The organism is Bradyrhizobium sp. Tv2a-2 (assembly GCF_000472425.1).
Taxonomy (GTDB): Bacteria; Pseudomonadota; Alphaproteobacteria; order Rhizobiales; family Xanthobacteraceae; genus Bradyrhizobium.
The window spans coordinates 110,360-131,661 of record NZ_AXAI01000020.1 but is presented as its reverse complement, the minus strand read 5'-3'; the positions used below and the strand labels follow the sequence as shown (position 1 = coordinate 131,661).

Annotated in this window: 23 protein-coding genes; 7 read left to right on the top strand and 16 right to left on the bottom strand. The window is 61.7% G+C overall.

Annotation, left to right across the window (positions count from 1 at the left end; all coding sequences use genetic code 11):
- Positions 1 to 190: helix-turn-helix domain-containing protein (locus tag A3AI_RS46565; RefSeq protein ID WP_156928043.1), on the bottom strand; the 190-nt coding region annotated here is incomplete at its 3' end.
- A 95-nt stretch (positions 191 to 285) separates the two neighbouring features.
- On the opposite strand from A3AI_RS46565, the gene A3AI_RS43835 reads away from it, so the two are divergent.
- Together A3AI_RS43835 and A3AI_RS48185 are read left to right on the top strand one after the other, a co-directional pair.
- Complete coding sequence (locus A3AI_RS43835; protein ID WP_063615510.1) at positions 286 to 645, top strand: recombinase family protein; 360 nt, start codon at positions 286 to 288, stop codon at positions 643 to 645.
- 206 nt (positions 646 to 851) lie between these two features.
- Complete coding sequence (locus A3AI_RS48185; RefSeq protein WP_156928042.1) at positions 852 to 1,109, top strand: hypothetical protein; 258 nt, start codon at positions 852 to 854, stop codon at positions 1,107 to 1,109.
- 165 nt (positions 1,110 to 1,274) lie between these two features.
- Here A3AI_RS48185 and A3AI_RS48180 read toward each other — a convergent pair whose 3' ends face one another.
- Both A3AI_RS48180 and A3AI_RS48175 read right to left on the bottom strand, forming a co-directional pair.
- The gene (locus tag A3AI_RS48180) at positions 1,275 to 1,445 is read right to left on the bottom strand and encodes a hypothetical protein (RefSeq protein ID WP_156928041.1); all 171 of its coding nucleotides are present in this window, start codon (positions 1,443 to 1,445) and stop codon (positions 1,275 to 1,277) included.
- Complete coding sequence (locus A3AI_RS48175; protein WP_156928040.1) at positions 1,442 to 1,618, bottom strand: hypothetical protein; 177 nt, start codon at positions 1,616 to 1,618, stop codon at positions 1,442 to 1,444. The genes A3AI_RS48180 and A3AI_RS48175 overlap by 4 nt, the downstream gene beginning before the upstream one ends.
- Before the next feature lie 577 nt (positions 1,619 to 2,195).
- Between A3AI_RS48175 and A3AI_RS0132675 the strand changes: the two genes are divergently transcribed.
- The gene (locus A3AI_RS0132675; protein ID WP_024519597.1) at positions 2,196 to 2,498 is read left to right on the top strand and encodes a hypothetical protein; all 303 of its coding nucleotides are present in this window, start codon (positions 2,196 to 2,198) and stop codon (positions 2,496 to 2,498) included.
- A gap of 12 nt (positions 2,499 to 2,510) precedes the next feature.
- Here the strand turns inward: A3AI_RS0132675 and A3AI_RS49525 are convergent, their stop codons facing one another.
- The 6 genes from A3AI_RS49525 to A3AI_RS0132635 form a co-directional block, all read right to left on the bottom strand.
- Positions 2,511 to 2,957 carry a hypothetical protein gene (locus tag A3AI_RS49525; protein WP_245286999.1) on the bottom strand — a complete coding sequence of 149 codons (447 nt, stop codon included), beginning with the start codon at positions 2,955 to 2,957 and terminating at the stop codon, positions 2,511 to 2,513.
- 175 nt (positions 2,958 to 3,132) lie between these two features.
- A complete protein-coding gene (locus A3AI_RS48170; protein WP_156928039.1) occupies positions 3,133 to 3,309 on the bottom strand; it encodes a hypothetical protein in 177 nt (58 codons plus the stop codon).
- A gap of 231 nt (positions 3,310 to 3,540) precedes the next feature.
- Complete coding sequence (locus A3AI_RS0132650; RefSeq protein WP_024519595.1) at positions 3,541 to 3,741, bottom strand: hypothetical protein; 201 nt, start codon at positions 3,739 to 3,741, stop codon at positions 3,541 to 3,543.
- Between the two features lie 167 nt (positions 3,742 to 3,908).
- The gene (locus tag A3AI_RS0132645) at positions 3,909 to 4,592 is read right to left on the bottom strand and encodes a Crp/Fnr family transcriptional regulator (RefSeq protein WP_036050300.1); all 684 of its coding nucleotides are present in this window, start codon (positions 4,590 to 4,592) and stop codon (positions 3,909 to 3,911) included.
- 602 nt (positions 4,593 to 5,194) lie between these two features.
- Complete coding sequence (locus A3AI_RS48165; RefSeq protein ID WP_156928038.1) at positions 5,195 to 5,365, bottom strand: hypothetical protein; 171 nt, start codon at positions 5,363 to 5,365, stop codon at positions 5,195 to 5,197.
- Between the two features lie 59 nt (positions 5,366 to 5,424).
- Positions 5,425 to 7,608 (bottom strand): ATP-binding protein, encoded by a 2,184-nt coding sequence (locus A3AI_RS0132635; protein ID WP_024519592.1) that lies wholly within the window; start codon positions 7,606 to 7,608, stop codon positions 5,425 to 5,427.
- Between the two features lie 712 nt (positions 7,609 to 8,320).
- On the opposite strand from A3AI_RS0132635, the gene A3AI_RS0132625 reads away from it, so the two are divergent.
- Positions 8,321 to 8,542 (top strand): hypothetical protein, encoded by a 222-nt coding sequence (locus A3AI_RS0132625; RefSeq protein ID WP_024519590.1) that lies wholly within the window; start codon positions 8,321 to 8,323, stop codon positions 8,540 to 8,542.
- A gap of 740 nt (positions 8,543 to 9,282) precedes the next feature.
- Here the strand turns inward: A3AI_RS0132625 and A3AI_RS0132620 are convergent.
- Complete coding sequence (locus A3AI_RS0132620) at positions 9,283 to 9,762, bottom strand: hypothetical protein (RefSeq protein ID WP_024519589.1); 480 nt, start codon at positions 9,760 to 9,762, stop codon at positions 9,283 to 9,285.
- 637 nt (positions 9,763 to 10,399) lie between these two features.
- Here A3AI_RS0132620 and A3AI_RS0132615 point away from each other — a divergent pair.
- On the top strand, positions 10,400 to 10,663 hold the full coding sequence (locus tag A3AI_RS0132615) for a DUF3551 domain-containing protein (protein WP_024519588.1): 264 nt from the start codon (positions 10,400 to 10,402) through the stop codon (positions 10,661 to 10,663).
- 353 nt (positions 10,664 to 11,016) lie between these two features.
- Here the strand turns inward: A3AI_RS0132615 and opgC are convergent, their stop codons facing one another.
- The 4 genes from opgC to A3AI_RS0132595 form a co-directional block, all read right to left on the bottom strand.
- Positions 11,017 to 11,424 (bottom strand): OpgC domain-containing protein, encoded by a 408-nt coding sequence (gene opgC / locus A3AI_RS0132610; protein WP_024519587.1) that lies wholly within the window; start codon positions 11,422 to 11,424, stop codon positions 11,017 to 11,019.
- 99 nt (positions 11,425 to 11,523) lie between these two features.
- Entirely contained in the window at positions 11,524 to 14,961 is a 3,438-nt protein-coding gene (locus A3AI_RS0132605; RefSeq protein ID WP_024519586.1) for an ATP-binding protein, read from the bottom strand.
- Positions 14,962 to 15,040: 79 nt separating this feature from the next.
- Complete coding sequence (locus A3AI_RS0132600) at positions 15,041 to 15,313, bottom strand: hypothetical protein (RefSeq protein ID WP_024519585.1); 273 nt, start codon at positions 15,311 to 15,313, stop codon at positions 15,041 to 15,043.
- 83 nt (positions 15,314 to 15,396) lie between these two features.
- Positions 15,397 to 17,091: a SulP family inorganic anion transporter gene (locus A3AI_RS0132595; protein ID WP_036050296.1), complete on the bottom strand. Its 1,695-nt coding sequence runs from the start codon at positions 17,089 to 17,091 to the stop codon at positions 15,397 to 15,399.
- A gap of 144 nt (positions 17,092 to 17,235) precedes the next feature.
- Between A3AI_RS0132595 and A3AI_RS0132590 the strand changes: the two genes are divergently transcribed.
- Positions 17,236 to 17,757, top strand: a complete 522-nt coding sequence (locus A3AI_RS0132590) for a GNAT family N-acetyltransferase (protein WP_024519583.1) — start codon at positions 17,236 to 17,238, stop codon at positions 17,755 to 17,757.
- 5 nt (positions 17,758 to 17,762) lie between these two features.
- Here the strand turns inward: A3AI_RS0132590 and A3AI_RS0132585 are convergent, their stop codons facing one another.
- Positions 17,763 to 18,695 (bottom strand): DUF2950 domain-containing protein, encoded by a 933-nt coding sequence (locus tag A3AI_RS0132585; protein WP_051382557.1) that lies wholly within the window; start codon positions 18,693 to 18,695, stop codon positions 17,763 to 17,765.
- 3 nt (positions 18,696 to 18,698) lie between these two features.
- Complete coding sequence (locus A3AI_RS0132580; protein ID WP_245286998.1) at positions 18,699 to 20,321, bottom strand: DUF3300 domain-containing protein; 1,623 nt, start codon at positions 20,319 to 20,321, stop codon at positions 18,699 to 18,701.
- A gap of 331 nt (positions 20,322 to 20,652) precedes the next feature.
- On the opposite strand from A3AI_RS0132580, the gene A3AI_RS0132575 reads away from it, so the two are divergent.
- Positions 20,653 to 21,300 carry a CoA transferase subunit A gene (locus A3AI_RS0132575; protein ID WP_024519580.1) on the top strand — a complete coding sequence of 216 codons (648 nt, stop codon included), beginning with the start codon at positions 20,653 to 20,655 and terminating at the stop codon, positions 21,298 to 21,300.
- Positions 21,301 to 21,302 lie beyond the last annotated feature (2 nt).

The window sequence follows — 21,302 nt, the reverse complement described above, 5'->3', positions numbered from 1 at the left end:
GACGTGAGGAACGGTCCCGCAGCCCATCCACGCCTTCTGCGCGGAACCGCTTGACCCATTTGGCGACAGTCTTTGGCGTAACGTTGAACTGGCACGCGGCGGCTGCCTTGCTCAGCCCGCCTTCAACAACGCATCGCACCATGGCCTCTCGACCTTTGGGCGTCAGTGGCGCATTCTTGTGAGTGTCCATTCGGTCCCCCGCGAATCACTGTGTGTTTGGTGACATCAGCGTTCACGGCACGGGCCGAATGGACAACCTCCTGAAAGTTCACATCTAGCCGCGACCTGCACAACATCATTCACGATCTGAAAGAGCTCTCCTGCGGCTTCGTATCGCTTGGGGAAGCATGGTGCGACACCAACGATGGACTGGTCGGTAACCTCATGCTGACCATCATGGGCGGCATTGCGGAGTTCGAGCGCGGCCTGATCCGCAAGCGCACAGATGAGGGCATCGAGCGCGCCAAGAAGCAGGGCAAGAAGTTTGGTCGGCCGGACCGTCTTGATGCTGGTCAGAAGCGTGTCATTGCCGACCGCTACGGCAAGGGGGCGACCATTCCCGAGCTGGCGGCGGAATATGAGGTTGGCGTCGGCACCATCTGGAGGGCGCTTCAACCCGAAACCAGAGAAGCGGCGGCAGCGTAAGCGCTCGCGCTAGACAATCTCGCAGCCGTGAAATGACACAAAAGGACAGCGGTGCTGGTCGGCTTCTGCCGGCGATCGGGCTAAATTGTCGCGCTCTTCGGACTCCAGTCAGTCTTCATCATCTCCTCCTTCCGAAGGGACGGCGGCCCCCAGCTGAGCAGAGCTTCGGGGCCGCCTCCAGTCACTCAAATCAGGGGAGAACGGCCATGAAACTTGCAACAATAGCACTCGCTGCTGCGTTCGTGCTCTCAACCACGGTCGCGCTTGCAACCACCACAAGTCACCATCACAAGCATACGTCCGGCGTCAGGACGCACCAAGGCACGGTCGGCATGGGCTCCGGTGGGTACGGCCGTGCAGGCGGCGCGAGCGGCGCTGCGGGCACCCCTGCGGGCGGCTGGTACGGCCCTCGAGGCGGCTTGGTTGGTGGCTCGGATAGCGGTGTCGATAGGCCGACTCGTTAGACACGAGCGCAACAGATGAGGCCGCCAACTGAGGCGGCCTTATTCTTTATTTAGGCCATGGCCGAAATCGCCAAATCCTACGCCGTCGACATCAGCATGATCTCGCGCCTCCGCTGATCGTCACTACAGTGCAGGCGCCGCAGGGCCAGCGGTGATGCGGATCAATTAAAGCCTAGGCGATGCCACATCTAATTTCTTGGTGATCGTGATATCGCTGATCTCGGGGTGCGAGCCTTCCCGCAAAACGCCGCCGCCGCCGCCGGAGACGATGTCGAGTTCGAACTCACTCAGTTCGTGATGGACTGGCTTGGCGTTTTTGATCGTGTCGTTGCTCATGCAGCCCTCAAATTTTTGGCGAGGTTCCAGCCAGGCTGCGAACGGCCGCCCGCAACGGCGTCTAGCTGCTTTTCGCTTAATTCAATGGCGGCATCGCCTGCATGATATTCAGCGGCGGCATCGCTTGCGTGATGGCGCTTGTTGTCCTTCTCGACGCCGAAAATTGTGTTCATGTCTGTGCTCCCTGTGATGGTGCGCACGACCATGCGACATCTGACCCCACCCGGACCGTGACGCAGATCACGTCCGAGACTCCCAGGTGCGGGTTGAGGGCGGACCCGCACCCATCTGTGGGACTGGTGCGAGCCGGATGTCCGACAGCGCCCCCTTATGCCCTCTTGATTGTCCTCGGCGCGCTCGCCGGCCTCGTCACTTTTGTCGTCGCGGCCGTGCACTTCCTGATCTGACAGGACCGCCGGCGATCGAGGGACATCGATCGCGGGCCAAAGCTAACTCATCACCCGCGTCCATTTCTAAGAGCGGCGCCAAAGGTCGATCGGTTTGGCTGCTTCGGACCGGCTCCGCTCCGCCTCCGAAAGCGGACGTTCGAGTACAAAAAAGCCACGGCGGCGAAAGGGCCAACAGGCGACACGAAGGCTGGGCTTGGAGACCGCTACAGTTCGCGGTCGAGCGTACGTAACAACCCCGTCCTATCTGAACGCAGCGAAGAGTCTTTTGAAAATAGCAATCGGGGCTAGGAAACGTTCGGAAGTTCGCGCGTTTACCGAGGAACGCACTGGAGGACCTGGTATGCGAACCTCAATTCTCGCGATGATTGTCGTTGCCGGAAGCGCGATTGCATTTCAAGCAGCGGCTCAACAGCAACAGGCAGCACCTAGTGAGCAAACCAAGCAGCAGATGCACAGTGATGTGGACAAGGGGCTCAAGAGCAGCGAGCCCAATGAGCAGATGCAGCGTGAGGCTGACAAAGGAGTTAAGACCCGTAACTCAGGAGAGTCTGGATACGTGGCCGATCAAGACAAGCCCGGCGCTTCTACCCATCCTCCGGGCCAAGCAACTGACCAGACTACAGGGAGTGCCAAGGACAAGTAGCGTCTGAACGTCTTAGGCCTCTCGCCACTGGTCCGGCTTCTTCTTATCGTTGAGATGCCGGACCCGTGCGATGTGAGGCGTGTGGCCAGTGGCTTTTGCCCACCGGACGGCCTCATCTTGAGTCCTGAACGATTTCAGCACGTGGTCGACATGGTCCTCAACCACGAAGTCCTCGATCGGGCTACCTTCCGGCTTCCCCTTCGGGCGCGGCTCTACAAACACGTTGGACAACTGTTTCTGCGCCTCTCTACAAATTCGTTGGAGGTCTGTTTCTCCTGCCTGACCGCTATTGCGAGTGAGACGGGCCACTCGCCTCATGCCTTGCCAGACTTCTATAACGGGATGCACGTTGAGGTATCTGCTTGCGCGTTCTTCCGCTTCTTCGTCGGTCGCGCACTCAAACTCATAGTCCGCTAGCGACACGCCACATGCATCGACCCCATGTGTTCGATATTTCATAACTAGGAGAACGCCGGCACTAATCGGCGGTTCCTGACTTGACGACTTCATCTCCCGCCACGCCGGCCCAGCCAGCGCCGCCAGCTTGAATTGCTGCTTTGACCGGATTGTGTCTGTCTACCCATAAGTCCGTTGACGTGACGCGCGTCGAAAGGGGCTACGAGGTGAGACGCCCTTACTCCAGCTCTGCCAGAATTTTTGTGAACGTCTCGAGCAAGCGGACGCTGCGGGTCGAAGGGCGACGACCTTCCCGTTGCACTTCGTTCACCTCTTCAATTTCACGATCGATACACGCCTGAATTCGCCGGATCAGCTCAGCGCGGTGCTCCGGATTGTCGATTAGGATGATCATGGCGGTACTTCGCTATGATGCAGAGGGGGAGGCAGCGCTTTTCCCTGCATCAGTGTCAAGAATTGCGACCCTGCGACCGAGCTGCCATATCTCAATGGCGTTCGAGCTCATAAAGAGCCGCGCGGCTTCTACAGCCGCCGCATCATCGGCCGCCTCAAACGCGTGTCCAAGAACGACGTGGCCGTCTGATCCAATGATAAACGCCCGGTATTCGCCCACTGAACTGCCGCATTAGATTGGCGGCCGCAATTCCTTGGACGATAGCCACCTGTCGATGTGAGAAGCCGTTTCGGCGCGGCGCGCCCGGCGCAAAAGTTGTTCGCGTTCGACGCCTGAGCGAGTTCCGTCGGCCTGCTTACGCAGCCGAGTTGCCTCGTCGAGTAGTCGCTGTTCGAGGGTGGTGGTTTGTTGGAAACGGCGACGCATCTGCATCTGCTGCTCCATCCTGCCAGAGAGGGCGGGAGCGCGACCGGCGTTCTCATCACCGATATATGCCAAAGAATAGCGCGGTGGTAAGGTAATAAACTCCTCTAACGTCCGATTGTCGACTTAAATATGTCCGGTCGTCGACTTAAATACTTGAGCACCGCGAAGGAACATTAGGAACTATTTCGCTTGAGCAGCCCGTAGCACTCGCACGACAAGCGCAGCAGGACGCGACGGTTCGTGATCTCCATCTTTCCTCGCGAATACTCAATCGCTCCCCGCTTCTGCAAGCTGTTTGCGACATCCGTGATGGTGGTGCGGCGCACACCGAGCATTTGAGACAGCAACTCTTGTTTCAGTACAAAGTGATGGCTTTCCGCTCTATCCGCAGTGAGGAGCAACCAGCGACAGAAGCGCTTCTCAACAAGGTGAAACGAGTTGCAGGCGGCCGTAATCCTAGCCTGATCGAGCAATATGTCAGCATTCTTGAGGCATAGCTCTGCTATCGCAGTACTGCCCGTCACCGCCTCCTGGAAATCCTTGGCCGAAATCATCAAGGCTCGAACCGGCAATTGAGCAACGATGCGGATGAGGGATGTCTGCGAACCGAGCCCTGCACGGGAACCGACCATGCCTTCCCGGCCGACGACCGAGGTTTCAGCCATTCGGCCGCCTTTTAGAACGACCAAAAGTGAGAGCATGCCCGATAGCGGGAAGTGAATGGCCGTGACTTGCTCTCCCTCCTTTTGGACAACATCGCCCTGCGCAATCCCAATGACCGTTGATCTCTCGGTTACAGACTGCAAGTCCCGATGAGGAAGAAGAGCTAGGAGCTTGTTGCGAAGGGGATCATCCACGTTGCGCACCTCTCACCCGATCGGTCGGGCAGGTCCGCAGTGGGTAAACAACGCTCCGAGGGCGTTTCCACGGAATGGTATGTGTCTACAAATCGGGCAAGGCCGATCCGTTCCTATTTTCCTTTGGCTGCGGTGCATACATGTCTGCTACGGTGCCTTCATGTCCGGATCCGCTTTGCCCCCTTAGCGACCAAGCTTCCGCAGCGGCGCAATATGTCGCGAAGGGCCATGAGGCGGCATCGCAGGTTTGCGACCAGAGGCAACCTCCCGTTGACGGCGAGAATATCGCTTTCATTTGCGGTATTTGCTGGCAGCAGTGCCCCGCAGCGCTTGAACCAGAACGGCTGGCTTGGCGGCGCCGATCCCAGGACCGGAGTTGCGAAAGCTGCCGCCCCGACTCCAGCAACCAAATTTCGCCTAGAGATTGATTCAACCACGACATACCACGTAAACCATAGGTTGCTCATTGCCAACAGGCCAGCGCAAGATCAAGCCCGCTCCGTACGCCGCGCCCGCGAATCCACTGGTCCCTGCGCCGGCTGTGGCCGCCGGGCAGCACCCCTCATGATCATTTGATCGATATGTTGAGGCCGCAGATCGGATCAGCGAGCCGCGCCGCCGGGCCACACTGCAACGAGCTCTTCACGCGTGCCGGTGTCGATGCCGAGGTCACGATGCCAGGCAGCCCATTCCTGCACGAGCTGAAAGGTACGCCGGCCGAGTACAAGGGCGGGCTCGATCTCGCCATCGCCAGGGGCTGGCTTGTGATGCACGAGAGCGGCACGTTTGTCCGGCTGACTGAAGCGCTTGGCGCAGCTTTCGGAAAAGCAGATCAACCGTCGTGCAGGATTAGCCGCAAACGCTCCGCCAGTTCTGACATGCGGAATGGTTTGTCGATGAGGGGAAATTCGCCCGCCGCTTTATGTCGTTCCAACACGTCTCCCGCGTAGCCCGAGGCAAGCAGGATCTTGATTCCCTTGTTCAATCGTCTCGCCTCCCGCGCAATCTCAATGCCGTTGAACCCGTTTGGCATTACAATGTCACTTAGCAGAAGATCAAATTCTTCGGCCTCAAGCATCCGAAGTGCTTCAGTACCGTTCCGGGCGCAACGAACCCGATAGCCCCACTGGCTCAGCATCGTCGAGATGAGGTCCAGAAGATCGTCGTTATCCTCGACAATCAGAATGCGCTCTGAGCCCATCGGTATACCTTGGGATCGAACGTTTTCCATCTCCGCGTCAGGCTCTTGCGTGGCCTTCGGCACGTAGAGCACCACGCTGGTTCCCTTTCCGAGCGTGCTTTCGATGGCAATGTGTCCCCCGGACTGACGAACGAAGCCGTAGACCATGCTGAGGCCGAGCCCCGTACCTTTGCCAACCTCCTTCGTTGTGAAGAACGGCTCAAAGACCCGGTCCCGCACCTCGGGAGGCATTCCGACACCAGTGTCTCGAACAGACAGCCTGACGTACGATCCCGGCAAGCATCCCGCGACCGCTCCTTCGTTCACGACGATGTTTGTCATCCCGATCTCAAGCACGCCGCCATTCGGCATGGCGTCGCGCGCGTTCAGGGCGAGGTTGAGGAGCGCAGTCTGCAGCAGCGCCGGATCAACATGGCAGAGCCACAATCCGTCATCAGCCTGCACCTTTATCCGACATGTCTCACCGACGGCTTTGCGAATGAGCCCCTGGAACTCGGAAACAAGGTGATTTGCATCGACGGGTTTTGGATTCAATACCTGCCGACGCGAGAAGGCGAGAAGCTGCGCGGTCAGCTTTGCGCCCCGATCAACGGCACGTAGTGCAGCTGCCGCAAAGTGTCGCGCTTCGCCGATGTCGTCGCTAGTTTCGACAAGTTCGAGGTTCGCGGAGACCACCGTGAGCAGGTTGTTGAAGTCGTGCGCAACGCCACCGGTGAGCTGGCCGACGCTCTCTATCTTCTGGCTCTGATAAAATTGCTCCCTCGCTTCGGACAATTCGCGCTCACGATGCCTCAGCGCATCGGCCATGGCGTTGAATGCCCCGGCGACCCGTGCGATTTCCGAACTACCCCGGAAGTCCACCCGTCGACCAAAGTCGCCGAGCCGCCATCGGTTTGCAGCGTCAACCAATTGCGCGAACGGACGCTGGATGAATCGCTGTGCGCCCCAAGCCGTCAGGATCAAAACGATCAAGGCGTTCATAACAATAAACAATACGTCGCGCTGCGTGCGATGTTCGATCTTGGCGAAGCGTTGCGCCTTGCCGAGACCGAAGCTGACAAGAAGATCTTGCCCCACAGCAGAGAAGCCGATGATTCTTTCCACGCCATCGATGCCGGCCATATCCGCCACGGTTCCATGATAGAGAATCGGATCTCTGCCTGCGGGCGACTTCTTGCCGACACACAGGCCGTTGTCAGGATAGCGAGCGAGACAGATGCCGTTGCGGTCCGTTATCGCGAGCGCGGCTCCGTCCGGAACGCTCTTTTTCGCGATGTAGCCGGCGAGCCAATCGAGGCTGAGCGCCGCTATGACGACGCCGCCCATGCGGGCTTCGTCATCGTAGAATGGCAAGGCAAAATGAAGGACTGTGCGACCGGTCGCTCGGCCGATCGCGAATTCTCCGACTGTGAAGTCTCCGGTTTTAACGACGCTCGCGAAGTATGGACGTCCAGCGGCAGTAGATCGCATAAGCCCGCCGGTCGAGTCGCACCAGAGAGTGCCATTCATGTCGACCACGATAAAGACGATGAACTCCGGATATCGTCGCTTGATCCGGGACAGGTAGGTATTGCATCCCTCCACGTCCTTAGCCTTTATCGCCGGAAGCTCCGAAAGCGCAATCAGCGCTTGACGCACTCCTTGGACGATCTGCTGTTGCTCTGCGGCCGCGAGCTTGGCAAGACCGAGTGCTTCGTCCTGTACTTCAACTTCTCGCGTACGACGGAGGTCGATTTCATTATACGCCTGTATCGCAATTGCCGGCAGCATGGCCGCAGCCACCAACAGAAATAGGCGTGACAATAGGGTACTCATTTCGATCTGGTCGTCCTCGACCTGGACGGTCGACGTCGCCGGACCTTTAATAGTCGTCGGCTAGCCCTACTGAATCCACGGTTTCGCGTCAAAATGGGGTGCTGAGCTGTCGATCGAGTTTGCGCCTGGCACCTTAAGCCACGGATTGGGTAGTTTCGTTGAATCTGCTTATCCTCACAACGATGGATCTAAATCGACCGCGTTACCGATCTGTTTCAGACCGTCGCCAAACCGTTGCGATCGTAGCCGAGCGGCTGCACTCGCGGAGAAATGGACAGCACTACGAAGAGCACTGCGCGCTTTTGTCGATTAAACGTCCCCCCTCTTGTCGAGACGTTCCATTGAGGGTCTCCCTCCCCTGGTTCACGGAGCATGGCCGCGCTAGCATTGCAGGAATTCGCAAGTCGCCGATCCGATGCCTATCTGCCCTGCGTACGAAGCACCTATGCGCCCTGCACCCCGATCGCCGGCAAGGCCGTGTTGGCGCACCCCGAATGGCTGCACGAGATCCTGTCGCGATCGTTCTCGCGCTTCGCAACCTATCGCTGCAAATCGCGCCGTAAGGATCTTAACAAGTACTCGTGGTGGTTGTCTCAGCTTCGGGCGGATCAATCGCCGCGATACGATCCCGCTCGCCTTTTCGAGGCCAAGCGACATACATGCGACACACGCCGTTGCTACGCCGTCGGTTGGAAGCCAAAGGGGAACACATATGGCCGATGACGATCTCCACGACCTGATGAGCGCACGCGCGGCTCTTGACAAGAAGCGTCTGAGTTGGGCCCAAACCATCGCAGCCGGTGGAGACGACGGCGCGATCAAGGCCATTATCGAGGTTCAGCAGGCGATCGAAGTGATCAACATCGCAATCGAGGAGCTGGAGGAGGCAGAGCTCGAAGAAGATCTGGAAGAGGTGGAGGACGAGGACGGATAAGAAAGCCACCCGACAAGGGTGCGGCCAGCCGGGACTATTTCATATGCCAAACAGACGAGTGAGAGCGACTGCGGGTCCGGCGCAGTCGTGAGGCATCAACCGCACGCGCAATCTAACAGGCGATTCGCAATTCTGCTGCGCTTATTCGCGACTGTGGATATTGCCGCCCCGCCGGTGCGGCCGGCGCTACATTGTAGCGCTGACCGATCCGCAGGGCTTGAAGCTTTTGATCAAGTGCCCGTGCCGGCAGAATTCATCATGTTTCTGGGCGTAGGCGAGCAAGACCATGCCAATCAAAGCCGCCAGGACACATCCGGCTGCGATATTCCGCGTCATGTGCCACTCCCCCGGGACTAATGCATTGCGCACTCAGCGCCCCCGGGCCGATGATGAACACCATGGGCGCAGTCCGTCAATGCGCTACTTGTCGGCTTGCCGACGTGTGCGGTGCGGCAATCAACCCAGCGGCTCCGTTGCGCCTTTATGATTGAGTACGAACCAACAGGATATTTGCCAATGGTTGGACGAAAATCATGCGCATCCTGATCTGCGGGGTGGGTCGAGCCGACGGTTCGCGCGAACGCCCGGTGACAGGCTCTGCGAAACCCGTCGCCATTGCGGGGCTAAGATGGTGGGTTTTGCTGCGCTCGACCCACCGCTACGTCGTCACTGAATGGTCGCAGTTCGCAAGGAAAAGGCGGTCATGCGACCGCCTCTTCCTCGTCTAACAGTTTCGCTGATTACTGGCAGGGATGTCGGCGTCCGTCGGGGCCTTTGAAAAACCTGCCGGGTGCGCAGACGAAGCCGTTGCGCTCGGCGTAGCTCGGCTGGTTCAAGCCGCCATTGTAAGGACCGTTGTAATAGGCGTAGGAGTCCATCGGCCGAAACGGTGCCGTTGCAATCGCGCCAGCGGTGTTGATCGCGCCGGCCGTGATCGCGCCAGCCGTCCCGACGGCGCCGCCGACGACCCCACCCGCGACCTCGCCCGGTCCCGTAGCCCTGTCGGCACGATAGGCGGAGCGATCGCGATGATGACGCTGATGGCTGCTGGCGTCGGCCCTGACTTCGGCCCTCGTCGCCGCAGGCCCGTTATTGCTCGGCATCGGATAGGTCGCGCAGGTCGGATCATACTGCGCACAGCTTGCGGCTTGCGCCGTTGGAGCAAGCGCTGCGGTGGAGGCGAGAATGGCCGCCGCGCCGAGAACTGTAAATTTCCTCATGGTTTCCTCTCATGGTTTGTCAACCTGTCACGGCTAAGCCCGACCGCGGAACGGAGTTCCGATCATTCACTCGCATCTCACACAGCCGTGAATGCGGATGCGCGGGAACCACGGCCGCAAGGCGGCTTTCACGGCAGACAAAAAAAGGGGCCACTTGCGAAAGCAAGAGGCCCAAGTCTAGGGAGGAAACGCCCAATGAGGGCAGCGGCAGCGCGGACGCTGCCGCCGTCACCAATATGGTACGGCGTCGCACAAATTCAATAGCGGCCAGGTCTCTTCGGGGGCCAGGTTCTTTCAGCGGCCAGGACTTTTCCCGCTTGCCTCAGACGCGAGCGATGAATCCAGCGACACGCCGTCCGCTGCGCGTGATCTCGCATCGGCCATCGTCCCGAAGCACGAGCCAGCCCGAACGGACCTTGGCGGTCCGCGCGCCGCACGTCAGCTGATTAGTGCCGGAACGGCTCAGACCGCTGGGTCGCACGATTAGGTAGCCGTGGAGGTGTGCCTGTCGGAGCGCTCTGCGTATTTTCGGCGACAGCCGTGTAAACGGATGTCGATGGCGATCGATGAGAATTATGATTCCTTTCGCGACCGGTGTAGAATTGCCCTTGCCCACCAATCCCGGAAGGAGGTCTTGATGCGCGTATCGGCATGGATGATCCTGATCGGCGCGATCTGGAGCACCGCACCGGCACAGGCCCAAACCTACAGTCCGGATTTTCCGGTCTGCCTCCAGACCTATGGCATCGGCGGCAACTACATCGCCTGCGGATATACAACGATGGCGCAGTGCCAAGCCTCCGCGTCCGGCCGCGCAGCCCAATGCATCATCAACCCGTATTATCAGGGAGCTTACTCTGGAGCTCGAGCCTATCGGCGGCGATATTCCGGCTACTACTGAGGTGCGGATGCGCATTCGCGCTTGCCGCTATCGGCGAGCGCAGCCGAAATATTCCCCTCCCTCGCCGGCCCCCTCAACCGCGCCCGACGTTTCGACGGCAAATCAGTTCGATTTTTCTGCTCATGGCATCGTTCATTCCGGCCCAATAGCGCCCAAAAACCTCGTGCGCGAACACCGGCCTTCCCTGCGCAGTCATGATTTTCGAGGACAAACCAACGGCAAAACTCGGGCGCGATGCGTCGCGAGAAGGCTGACGTTTATCTCCGAAGCTCTCGCGTGCGGATCAGACCACGCGACCGGGTCCGGCTCGCGTCGTACAAAATGCGGGGGGCGGAGATACGGCACGCCCTTCTCTATTCGGCCGCCGACGTCGAAGCTTGCCCCGCCAACGCCGTCTGTGCTGGTCGATAGACCAGCCAGCCGAACAGCAGCATGTCGGCGAGAATGACAAGCGAACCGACGCCCGCCAGGGGGGCCCCGATCTCGTGCCACGACTGAAGCAGGCCGACGCCGATCGCGAAGACAATGGTTGCCACGATCCAGACCCAGACCTGCGCGAAGGGCAGCCAAGTGCGGTCGATAGCCGGATGTAGATGATAGTAAATGCCAAACAGAAACAGCGAGACCCAGCCGAGCAGGTTGAAATGCGCATGGGCCGGAAAAGTGGAGTGATCTTCGTTGATGGCCATCGCGATACCCCAGATCATCCCCGCAATGCCCATCAGCACGGCGGCGCGGAAGCTCAGAACAGACGCCTTCATCAGAATCCCCCAAGGCTAATTGGAGCGTTCTACCTTTGCGTGCGCGCGAATGGAAGAGCCGGTCATCGCTATCGGATCGCTTCGCGAAGAAGTGATGCGTCACCGATCCCCGCGTAACGACAGCACGTTCAATTCATTGGCGAGCGCGACCGCATCCGTGATGTCGGCCGCCAGCCGGCCCTCCTTGCAACTCCGCAGGATCGGCAGCAGCAGTTCCGCTGCTGCTTCATGCCGGCCGATTTCCCGCCAGAGGCGCGCGAGGCTTGTGGCGGTGCGTAGCTCCCACGATCTCGCGCTCTGCGCACGCGCAATTTCCAGCGATCGCAGGAACAAGGCCTCGACGTCCACGGCCGCCGCAACCCCGGCCTTGGCGAAATTGATCTCGCCTTGCAGCCGGTAACACTCCGCCAGGAAGAAGTGGTCGCCCGTGCGCCCGGCAATCGCCAGCGCATCGTCGAGCGCACGCAAGGCCGCATCCGCGAGCCCTGCGCGCGCGTAGCCTTGCGCGAGCAGACCCCTGAACCAGCAGCTCGCAAGCCAGGAATCCTGGGCCTGATAGCCGTCGAGACCGGTGCGCATCTCGCTCAGTCCCACGTCGATGTCACCGAGCTCTGTCAGCGCCCAGCCATGCAGGATAGCCGCCTGCTGCTTCCAGTGCAGGAAGCCGTGCTTGGACGCGATCGCCATCGCGCGGGCGGCATGATGCCTGGTCTCCTCGGCGTCGCGCAGATGCTGGCAAAGGTAGGCGCCGAAGATCAGCGCAAAGGCCAGCGTGTAGGGGTGGCGCATGTCCTCCGCCCTGGAGATTGCCTCGGCGCTGTGCTGGCGTGCCGCGTCGGATTGGCCGACGAACCACTTGATATACCCGAGATACGACAAGGAGAGCACGTCGGGACTGATCAGCCGCTCCGCGAGATCGCGACGCAGGGCAGGATCGTGGAGATGCACCGCGCGCTGAAGATGATGCTGAGCCGCCAGAAACCGGCCGCGGTAAAGCATCGTCATCCCGATCGACCTGTGCGCCTCCACGAAGTGCGCGCCCACGACCGCCGGAGCGACGCTGCCCTTGGCGCGCTGGCACCTCGCAAACTTCAGGAGCTCGACGCTCAGATCATGGGCCCTGGCCATGTCGGCGCGGATGAAATGACGCATCCAAAGGCCCCTGATGGCCGCAAGCATCCTCTCGTCGTCCTTGAGCCGCAATCCGAGCTCGACGCCGCGGGCAAAATTGTCCTCGACCTCCCGTGTGCCGTAGCCCTTGGCGGCGATCAGCGCGTAGCCCAGCGTGAGCCGGATCTCGAGCTCCATCTCATCGCGGCTCGCCATGTCAGGACTTGCCTGGACCACCAAAAGGCCCCGCCGCAGGTGGCCGATCGCTTCCAAATGGGTGCCGAGCCGCGCGGCCTGCTTGCCGGCCTTGAGCCAGGCGCGCACGGCCTGCTCCCCTTGGCCCGACTCCGTCAGGTGATAGGCGAGAAGCTCCGGCTCGCGCTCGGTCGTCTCCGGATACATCGCGGCCAGCGCCGAGGCGATCCTGGCATGCAGCCGCCGTCGCTCGCTGTGCAACAGGCTCGAGCGCGCCGCATCCTGGATCAGCACGTGCTTGAAGCTGTAGACCGCATCCGGCGCCTCGCCGCGGTGACCGATCAATCCCGCCTGGTCGAGATGATTGAGCGCGGCGTCGATCTGTCCGGTCGGGGTGTCGGCGACGGCACTCAACAGCTCGTAGGAGAATTCCCGGCCGATGGTGCCGCCGATCTGCGCGATCCGCTTGAACGGTCCCATGCGGTCCAGACGCGCCATCAACGAGTCGGTCAGCGTCGCCGGGATCGCCAGCTGATGCCAGGGGCCGACCAGGACATAACGGCCGTCCCTCTCGGTGAGAAAATCGGATTCGATGACCGTCTTGGTCAGTTCCTCGATGAACAGCGGCACCCCGTCGGTCTTGAGCAGGACCTCCTCGACAATCTCCTTCGGAAGCTCCCACGCGCCCGCAACGCGCTCGACAAATTTCTGCTGCAGCGGCCGGTTGAGCCGCATCAGCGTCAAGGTCGTGATATGGTGCTGGAGCTTCCAGCTCGGCTGAAACTCGGCGCGCGCAGTTACGATCACGAGGATCGGGGCGCCCTGCACCTTGTCGACCAGGAGATCGAGCACCTCGCGCGAGGTGGGATCGATCCAATGGGCGTCCTCGAACGCGATCACCAGCGGCAGGTCTTGGGCGAGGCCTGCGAAATGATCGGCGAGCGCCGCAACCGTCGCCTCCTTTTGCAGTTGCGGCGACAGATCCGACGGTGCGTAGCGGTCCGCTGCCTGGATCGACAGCAAGGCGCCGAACAGTGGCACCACCCGCTCGACATCGCCTCTCGCTGCGGTCACCGCCGCCTCGAGATTGGGGAACGGCTGCATCACGGCGCTCTCACGCTCGAGCCCGAGCGCGAATTTGAGCTGCTGCACAAAAGGATGAAACGCGGTGCTCGTATAATAGGGCGAGCACTGGAAAAACACCTGCGCGTGGCGGTCGCCTGCGATTCGGTCGCGAATTTCCTCCACGATGCGCGACTTGCCGATGCCGGGCTCGCCCGACAAGAGCACGACCTGCCCGTTACCCTGCTTCGCCTGCCGCCAGCGCGCCAGCAGCAGGGCCATCTCCTCGTCGCGATTGACGAGCGCCGTCGGCCTCGGACCGACGGTTGCGGCAAAGCGGGTCTCGGCCCGCGACGGCCGCACCACGCGCCAAGCCTGAATCTTCTCCGATATTCCCTTGAACTCGTGCGTGCCGAGCCTCTCATACTCGAACTTTGCCCGCAGCAGCGCGTGGGTCGACGGCGCGATGACGATGCCGTTCGGCGGCGCCAGCCCTTGCAATCGCGCCGCGAGGTTCGGCGTTTCCCCGACCGCGGCCGCCCGCTCCTCTGTACGCTGCCCGATCAGGTCGCCAACGACCGCAAGGCCGGTTGCCACGCCGATCCGAACCTCCGGAACATAGCCGCGAGCCAGGGGCGGCTCGGATGTTCGTGCGGTCGAGAGGGCCTGCACGATTTCAAGCGCGGCGCGAACGGCCCGCTCGGCATCGTCCTCATGCGCATTCGGATAGCCGAAATAGACCAGGATGCCATCGCCGACGTAACGGGCGGCAAACCCCTCGTAATGGTTCACCACACGGACACAGGTCTCCCTGAAGCCTGCGATGATGTCGCGAACATCTTCGGGATCGAACTGCGCCGACAGCGAGGTCGAGCCGACCATGTCGCAGAACATGACGGTCAGCTGACGACGTTCGGCGATCGTTCCGGCGCTCATCGATGTACGGGGACCGCCGGCCGCTCCCGGCAGCTGCGCGATTGCGCGCCTCAACCGCTTGCGATCGCCGAGCGGCACACCGAGCTTTGCCAGGTCCGGCTCGGTCAGCCCTCCCACGGCATCGAGGTCGATGCGGTGGCTGACAAGGAGAGACGTATACTCGCTGAGGCCAACGCTATCGAGCCAGCGTTGCAGACCGCGTTCGCCCTCCGCCTTTTCCTCGTTGTCCAGCATGCTGATCCGTTGACTGCCTTCGATCGAGAGGACCGATCTTCGCGCGATGCGCGGAATCGCGTTGTGGGATTAACGCGCTTCACCTCACCAGGGCCATCCATCGCTCGGTGGCCGCAATCGCAGTCGACCAGAGCGGGCCTGTGGGCTGAGCGCGATGCAGGGCCTTGCCGACTTCGCAGATCGACAGGAAGGCGCTCGATCGCGCCTCGTCGACCTCAAGCCGCTGATCGCCGCTGTCGCTCTGTACCAGGCCCATCAGGCCGTTCAGGATCGGCAAAGCAGCCTCCGGCGCGGCATGTTCGGCCGCCTTCAAAGCCCGAAAGACCTGTTCGGCCTTCTCCGCTTCCGTCATGCGGTGTCCTTCCATCAACTGCCTTCATTTGGCGTGGGAACGCCTTGACTAGCTACTACACCACTGCTGGAGAAGCCACCGCCTCAGGCCGCGTGGCCTGCCATGCGATCGAGCAAGGCTCTGATCGTGGAATGCGCTTCGATTGGCCCCAAATCCGTTTCGGCGTCGATCGCCCTGAGGTCGGCGAGCACGTCGTCGCGCAGTTCGGCGAGCTGCAAGGACACCCCGCGCGAGGCAAGTGTCCGCGCCAGTGTCCGCAGCGTGGTGCCCGCGGTGGTATCGATGGTCGGGACAATCGAGCAATCGATCACAACCGCCTTGAGGCTGGCTGGCGCCGCGTCGACCAATTCGAGGACGCGGCGGCGGATGAAATCCGCGTTGAAATAGAACCAGCCGCCGGCACTGCGGATCAAAAGCACACCAGGGATTTCCACGGCCTGCGGATAACGGGCACGGCTAACGAACTGCCCGGCGGCGTCGCGCCCGAGCACGACGACGTTGGGGCGAGAGGCACGCGCAATCAGCACCACGAGCGAGCCGATCGCCGCCAGCAACAATCCATCGAGCAGCCCGAACAGCAGCACGCCGATGAGCGCCAGCAGCGAAATGCGAAATTCCTGCCGCGAGGCAAGGCGCAGGGCCCTGAGATCCTCGACATGGATCAAGTGCGAGGCGGCCATCAGCACGATGGCCGCGAGCACCGGCTCGGGAAGATTATGGAAGAAGCCTGCGAAGAACAGCAGCGTCAGCGCAATAGCTGCGGAATTAACGACCAGCGCCATTGGCGAGGTGGCGCCGCCCATGTCGTTGACCGCCGTCTGCGACATGCCGCCCGCCACCGGAAAGCCGTGCGCGAGGCCCGTCGCGAGATTGGCGGCGCCAAGCGCGGTCAGCTCCTGGGCGGGATCGATGTCATAGCCATGTTTTTGCGCGAAGCTGCGGGCTACCGAGATGGCCTCGCCATAGGCCAGCAGAAAGCAAGCCAGCGCCGTGGGGATGAGTTCGGCAATGTCGTGGAGATGGATATGGGGCAGGCCGATTGGCGGCAATCCGGACGGCAGCTCGCCGACGATTTTGATGCCAGTCGCGCCGGCGCCGAGCAGCGACATGGCAATGATGGCGGCGGCCACCACCACGAGGGTGGTCGGACGGCCCGGCAGGCCGCGCTGCAGCACGATGAAAAGCATGATCGCCGCGGCTCCCGTCACGAGCGACGGCAAATGTGTCGCCGGCAGCTCTGTGATGAGGTGGGCGACGCGTTCGAAGAAGTTGCCGCTGACGCCCTCGATCCCGAACAGCTTCGGCAGTTGTGTCGATGCGATATAGAGGCCGGCGCCGGCCTTGAAACCGGTCAGGATGGGATCGGAAATGAAATAGGCGGCATTGGCGAGGCCGATGCCGCGGCCGGCGACGCTGACGATGCCGACGATCAGCGCCAGCGCGGAAGCAAGGGCGATTGCGCGCGCGGGATCGTCGCCACCGCGCGCCGCAACGCTGGTTGCGATCACGATCGCCAGCGCCGATGTCGGTCCGACGGCGAGCTGGCGGCTGGTGCCGAAGATCGCATAGGCAATGCCCGCGACCAGATAGCAGTAGAGGCCCGTGATCGGAGGCAGCTGCGCGAGCGAGGCGTAGGCGAGCGATTCCGGAATCGTGAAAGCCGCGAGCGAAAGGCCTGCCACCAGGTCCAGCCGAAACCGGCCGGGGTCGTAGTCACGCCGCCATTGCAGAATGGGAAACCATCCGGCAATGGACCTCTGCGGCAGGTTTTCGTTCACAGCCTCGCCCTCAGATCACCCTCAGCGCAGCCGGACTTCGACGGTCACCCTCCCCCGGTTTGCAGATCACCGACGTTGATCTAGGTCAACGAAGCGACACGTGGCGAGGCGTGCAGTGCGGTCATCGCACGGCAAGGATCAACCATGACCGATCCCGGCAGCTACACCGCGAGGGAGCGTTTGCGCGACGGACGCACGGTCGACATCCGCGCACTGCACAGGGACGACCGCGACGACATGCTGGCGGCGGTGGGGCGGACCAGCGGAGCATCGCTGCAACGGCGCTTTTTCGGCATCAAGCGCGGCTTCTCGGAGGCCGAGACTGCGTTTTTCATGGATATCGATTTCGAGAAGCACGTCGCGCTGGTGGCGCTGCTCGACGAAGGTGGACGACCGACGATCGTCGGCGGCGGGCGCTATGTGCTCGTCAGGGATGGCGAGGCGGAGCTCGCCTTCCTGGTGATCGATGCTTATCAAGGAAAGGGTATCGGCCGTCTTCTGATCAAGCATCTCATCGCGATCGCTAACACAAAAGGCCTGCACGCACTGACCGCTGAGGTTCTCCCCGAAAACGCGGCAATGCTACGGCTATTCAGGGATTTCGACTTTAAGGCCGTGCCGCAGCGCGATTTCAGCGCGGTCCATCTGGTCCGCGAACTCGGCTGATCCAGCTACTGCTCCGGGTTCTCGACACTCACCTTGGTCCAGCTCTTATCGGGATCGAACGCGGTGATGCGCTTGGCGAGCTCATCCGTGTTGGGTCCGAGATTCTTCTGGTAGACGGTGCCGGCGTGGTTGACCACGAAGGTCATGACGCCCGAGTTGCCGTACTCGGCGGGATAAGCGACCAGACCGAAGCCGCCGATCATCTTGCCGTTGACGACATAGTCGAGCTCGCCGCCTGGTGCATGCGGACCTTGTTTGGTGAGGATGCGGTAGTAGTAGCCGTGATAGGGCTGCGGACCGGCGCCGACCTTGTAGCCTTCGGCCGACGCCCCGGCGGCCAGCTCGCCAAACGGGCTTTCATCACCGTCCGCAGGCCAGTACAGACCGTCCTTGTGCCCGGGCGTGCTGACCATCTTCTGCGCGTAGACGCCCGGCCCGGCGCCGCGATCCTTGTCGGCATATTCGTTCTGCGCGTCGACATAAGCGAGACTGGTCTGCATGGCATCGAGTTCGTTGTGTCCGATCCGCCGGAAGAGCACCTCCTGTCGCCCGGCCTTGGTGTCGAATTGCCAGCCCGTTTTGCCATGGACCAACGGCACCGGGAACGGGTAGTCCTTAGGTCCCAGCATTAGGACCGCCTTTTTGTCGCCCTCCACGCTGATCGCGTGCTTGGCGTCATAGGCGGTGGCGAATTTCTCCCGATAGCCGGCATCGGACACGTCGTCGCCGGACGAGATGATATCCTCGCCGTCGGGACCGAATACCTTCAGCATGTCCGTCTTGACCCCGGACTTGACGGCGGTGGCAAGCGCAGCCGCTGCCTCGTCCGGAGACTGGAAGACCTGCTGTGCACGTGCGGGCGACGCCACCGCACAGAGGATCGCGGCGGCCGTCGCAAGGGATGCAAACGAAACGTAGCTCGAGCGCGAGATCATCATAGGTCACCTCGCCTGTGTCGGAATTTGAGCGCCATCAGCAAGCCAGTCTCGGTAGAGACGCAGCTTCAGCCCGAGCTTCTCGTAGTACACCCTCAAGTAACCGTCGCGGCCACGCGTCACGGCTTCGGGCATCAGCCGCTCAACTTCCTGCGCGATCACGCCAACATAGGCGGTGTCACTGCCAATATAGCTGAAGCGATAATAGCCGAGCCCATTGGCGAGATAGCCAAGCAGGACGACGTCGTGCTTCAATGCAAGGTCGGAGCGTCGGCCGCCACCGCCACCACCGCGAAAGCCACCTCCTCCTCCACCCCCACGGAAGCCGCCGCCTCCACCACCCCGGAAGCCGCCGCCCCCTGCGGCCACTCTTGGGGCGCCCCCACCGAAGCCAGCACTTCGCGCGCTGGCAAAGCTCTGTCGGCCGCGCGCGGACTGCAGGTTGGCGGCCCTGCCGGAGGAAATATTGCCCATCGCATTGTTGCGCCCGCCGCCCCTGTTGCCGACGTTGCGATTGCCGCCTCCGCCACGATTGCCGGCTCCGCCACGATCGCCCGCCCGGTTCGCCGCGCGATTGCCCCCGCGATTACTGTTTGCAGCACGATCGCCACCGCGATTTCCGCCACGGTCGCCACCGGCATTCCCGCCGCGGTCGCCACGATCACCGCGGTCAGCGAGACCCTGACGATCTCCGGCGTTCGGCCGCAACACCTGCTCACCGCCGCGGCCGCGGAAATCCATGCGATCCTTGGCGCCCGCCTGCAGGCTGTTGTTGCCGAAGCGTTGCTGGACGTTGGCGTTGTTGTAGCGGACACCTTGCCGGTGGGCCGGATTGTGTTGCCAGTTGTTGCCGATATTGTTGATGGTGTTGGAGCGGTTGATGAAGAAATTTCGGTTGCCCCAGTTGGCGCCGCCGCCCCAGTAGTTGCCCCAGCGGCCTATGGCATAGGCTGTACCGAAGGCCAGTCCCGCCGCGATGACGCCCGCGCCGATATAGGACGGATAGCCGAAATAATACGGCGGATAGTCCGCATAGGGCCAGGAGCCGTAGACCGTCGCTGGATCGTAATAGGGAACATAGACCTGATCTGCTACCGCGGGCTCGATGACGATGGTCTGCCGGCCCTGGTCCTGCTGGACCGTAACCTTCTGTTGCCTGGTCGTCGTCAGCTTCTTGTTGTCATAGGCTTTCGTGCGCAGGCTCTGGATCGCGTCCATGACATCCGGCTGCTGTGCCAGCAGCGCATCGCCGAGCTTCTGCGTCCAGTCGAGCTTCTGGCTCATCATGCTCAGGACCGAGGGCGTAGCGACCAGCGCCTTGATGCTGTCGTCCCAGGCCTGCTTTCCGACCGCAGCCTTCAGCTGGTCGCCCTTCAGGTTCTTGTTCTGGGTCGCCCAACGATCGGCCTGCACCACCTCAAGCGGATAGGTCGCTGCCGCCAGCACGTTGACCAAAAGAGAGTCCGGATAGAGCGCGATCGGTGCCACCAGCGCAGCGAGTTGCTCGGGGTTGAGCAGGTTCGCGGCGGGAGGCGCCGGGGGTTGTTGCGATGCGCTGTCCCCTGTCGCTTGGGTCCCTTGAGCCGCAGCCCAGCTTAGGGTCGACAACAGAACGGCGATGACCAACATTCCTCTTCGCCAAACCACCATGGCCAAGCTCCTTTGCGGTCGAAGCCACCGAACCAAGTGCGAAGAGCGAGAAGTGTACGGCGGTTCCGCCCATGCGACGCCGATGCCGACGACCAGCCGCATAAGGCCGACAACGAACCGCTTCATGGGAAGCCTCCCTGATCCAGCTTTGCAAAAGCCTCTGTCTCGGATGTGGCAGCGGCATTGATCTATCTCAAGGCTGACGCTTGGGCGCTAGCCTTCGAGCCCTTGACACAGATCAAACCGGACGAGAGGCGACGCCACCAAGATTTCGCTGGCAGCGCCAGTCCTCGGGTCGACGGAGTTGACCATGAAAGCAATTTCCGTGGCGGATGCGGTGGCGCTGATTCCCGATGGCGCACGCCTCATGATCGGCGGCTTCATGGGTGTCGGCACGCCCGAACGGCTGCTCGACGAGATTGTCCGGCAGCGCAAATCCGGCCTCAAGATCATCGCCAACGACGCCTGCTCTCCGGGCCGGGGAATAGGTAAGCTGGTCGATGCCGAACTGGTGTCCTCTCTGATCGCAAGCCACATAGGCCTCAACCCCAAGGCCCAGCAGTTGATGATGACGCAGAAGATGGCGGTCGAACTGGTGCCGCAGGGTACGCTGGTCGAGCGCATCCGTGCTGGCGGTGCTGGTCTCGGCGGCGTGCTGACGCCCACAGGAATCGGCACGATCGTCGAGGACGGCAAGACCAAGCTCGAGGTCGACGGCAAGCCTTATCTGGTCGAGACGGCGCTGCATGCGGACTTCGCGCTGATCCACACCTTCCTCGCCGATTATCTCGGCAACCTCTCCTATGCACTGACCGCGCGCAACTTCAACCCCGTGATGGCGATGGCCGCGGACACCGTGATCGTCACGGCGGAAAACATCGTTCCCGTCGGGCTGATCGCGCCCGATCATGTCGCCACTCCAGCGCCGCTTGTCGACTATCTCGTAACGCAGAGCTGAAG

Excerpts from the sequence above, each read along its gene's own strand:
- A3AI_RS48175 (WP_156928040.1), bottom strand. The coding sequence starts at position 1,618 with ATGAACACAATTTTCGGCGTCGAGAAGGACAACAAGCGCCATCACGCA.
- A3AI_RS0132650 (WP_024519595.1), bottom strand. The coding sequence starts at position 3,741 with ATGCAGATGCGTCGCCGTTTCCAACAAACCACCACCCTCGAACAGCGA.
- A3AI_RS48170 (WP_156928039.1), bottom strand. The coding sequence starts at position 3,309 with ATGATCATCCTAATCGACAATCCGGAGCACCGCGCTGAGCTGATCCGG.
- A3AI_RS0132590 (WP_024519583.1), top strand. The coding sequence starts at position 17,236 with ATGACCGATCCCGGCAGCTACACCGCGAGGGAGCGTTTGCGCGACGGA.
- A3AI_RS48180 (WP_156928041.1), bottom strand. The coding sequence starts at position 1,445 with ATGAGCAACGACACGATCAAAAACGCCAAGCCAGTCCATCACGAACTG.
- A3AI_RS0132585 (WP_051382557.1), bottom strand. The coding sequence starts at position 18,695 with ATGATGATCTCGCGCTCGAGCTACGTTTCGTTTGCATCCCTTGCGACG.
- A3AI_RS0132675 (WP_024519597.1), top strand. The coding sequence starts at position 2,196 with ATGCGAACCTCAATTCTCGCGATGATTGTCGTTGCCGGAAGCGCGATT.
- A3AI_RS0132625 (WP_024519590.1), top strand. The coding sequence starts at position 8,321 with ATGGCCGATGACGATCTCCACGACCTGATGAGCGCACGCGCGGCTCTT.
- A3AI_RS0132620 (WP_024519589.1), bottom strand. The coding sequence starts at position 9,762 with ATGAGGAAATTTACAGTTCTCGGCGCGGCGGCCATTCTCGCCTCCACC.
- A3AI_RS48185 (WP_156928042.1), top strand. The coding sequence starts at position 852 with ATGAAACTTGCAACAATAGCACTCGCTGCTGCGTTCGTGCTCTCAACC.
- A3AI_RS49525 (WP_245286999.1), bottom strand. The coding sequence starts at position 2,957 with ATGAAATATCGAACACATGGGGTCGATGCATGTGGCGTGTCGCTAGCG.
- A3AI_RS0132600 (WP_024519585.1), bottom strand. The coding sequence starts at position 15,313 with ATGACGGAAGCGGAGAAGGCCGAACAGGTCTTTCGGGCTTTGAAGGCG.
- A3AI_RS0132580 (WP_245286998.1), bottom strand. The coding sequence starts at position 20,321 with ATGTTGGTCATCGCCGTTCTGTTGTCGACCCTAAGCTGGGCTGCGGCT.
- A3AI_RS0132605 (WP_024519586.1), bottom strand. The coding sequence starts at position 14,961 with ATGCTGGACAACGAGGAAAAGGCGGAGGGCGAACGCGGTCTGCAACGC.
- A3AI_RS0132635 (WP_024519592.1), bottom strand. The coding sequence starts at position 7,608 with ATGAGTACCCTATTGTCACGCCTATTTCTGTTGGTGGCTGCGGCCATG.
- A3AI_RS0132575 (WP_024519580.1), top strand. The coding sequence starts at position 20,653 with ATGAAAGCAATTTCCGTGGCGGATGCGGTGGCGCTGATTCCCGATGGC.
- A3AI_RS0132615 (WP_024519588.1), top strand. The coding sequence starts at position 10,400 with ATGCGCGTATCGGCATGGATGATCCTGATCGGCGCGATCTGGAGCACC.
- opgC (WP_024519587.1), bottom strand. The coding sequence starts at position 11,424 with ATGAAGGCGTCTGTTCTGAGCTTCCGCGCCGCCGTGCTGATGGGCATT.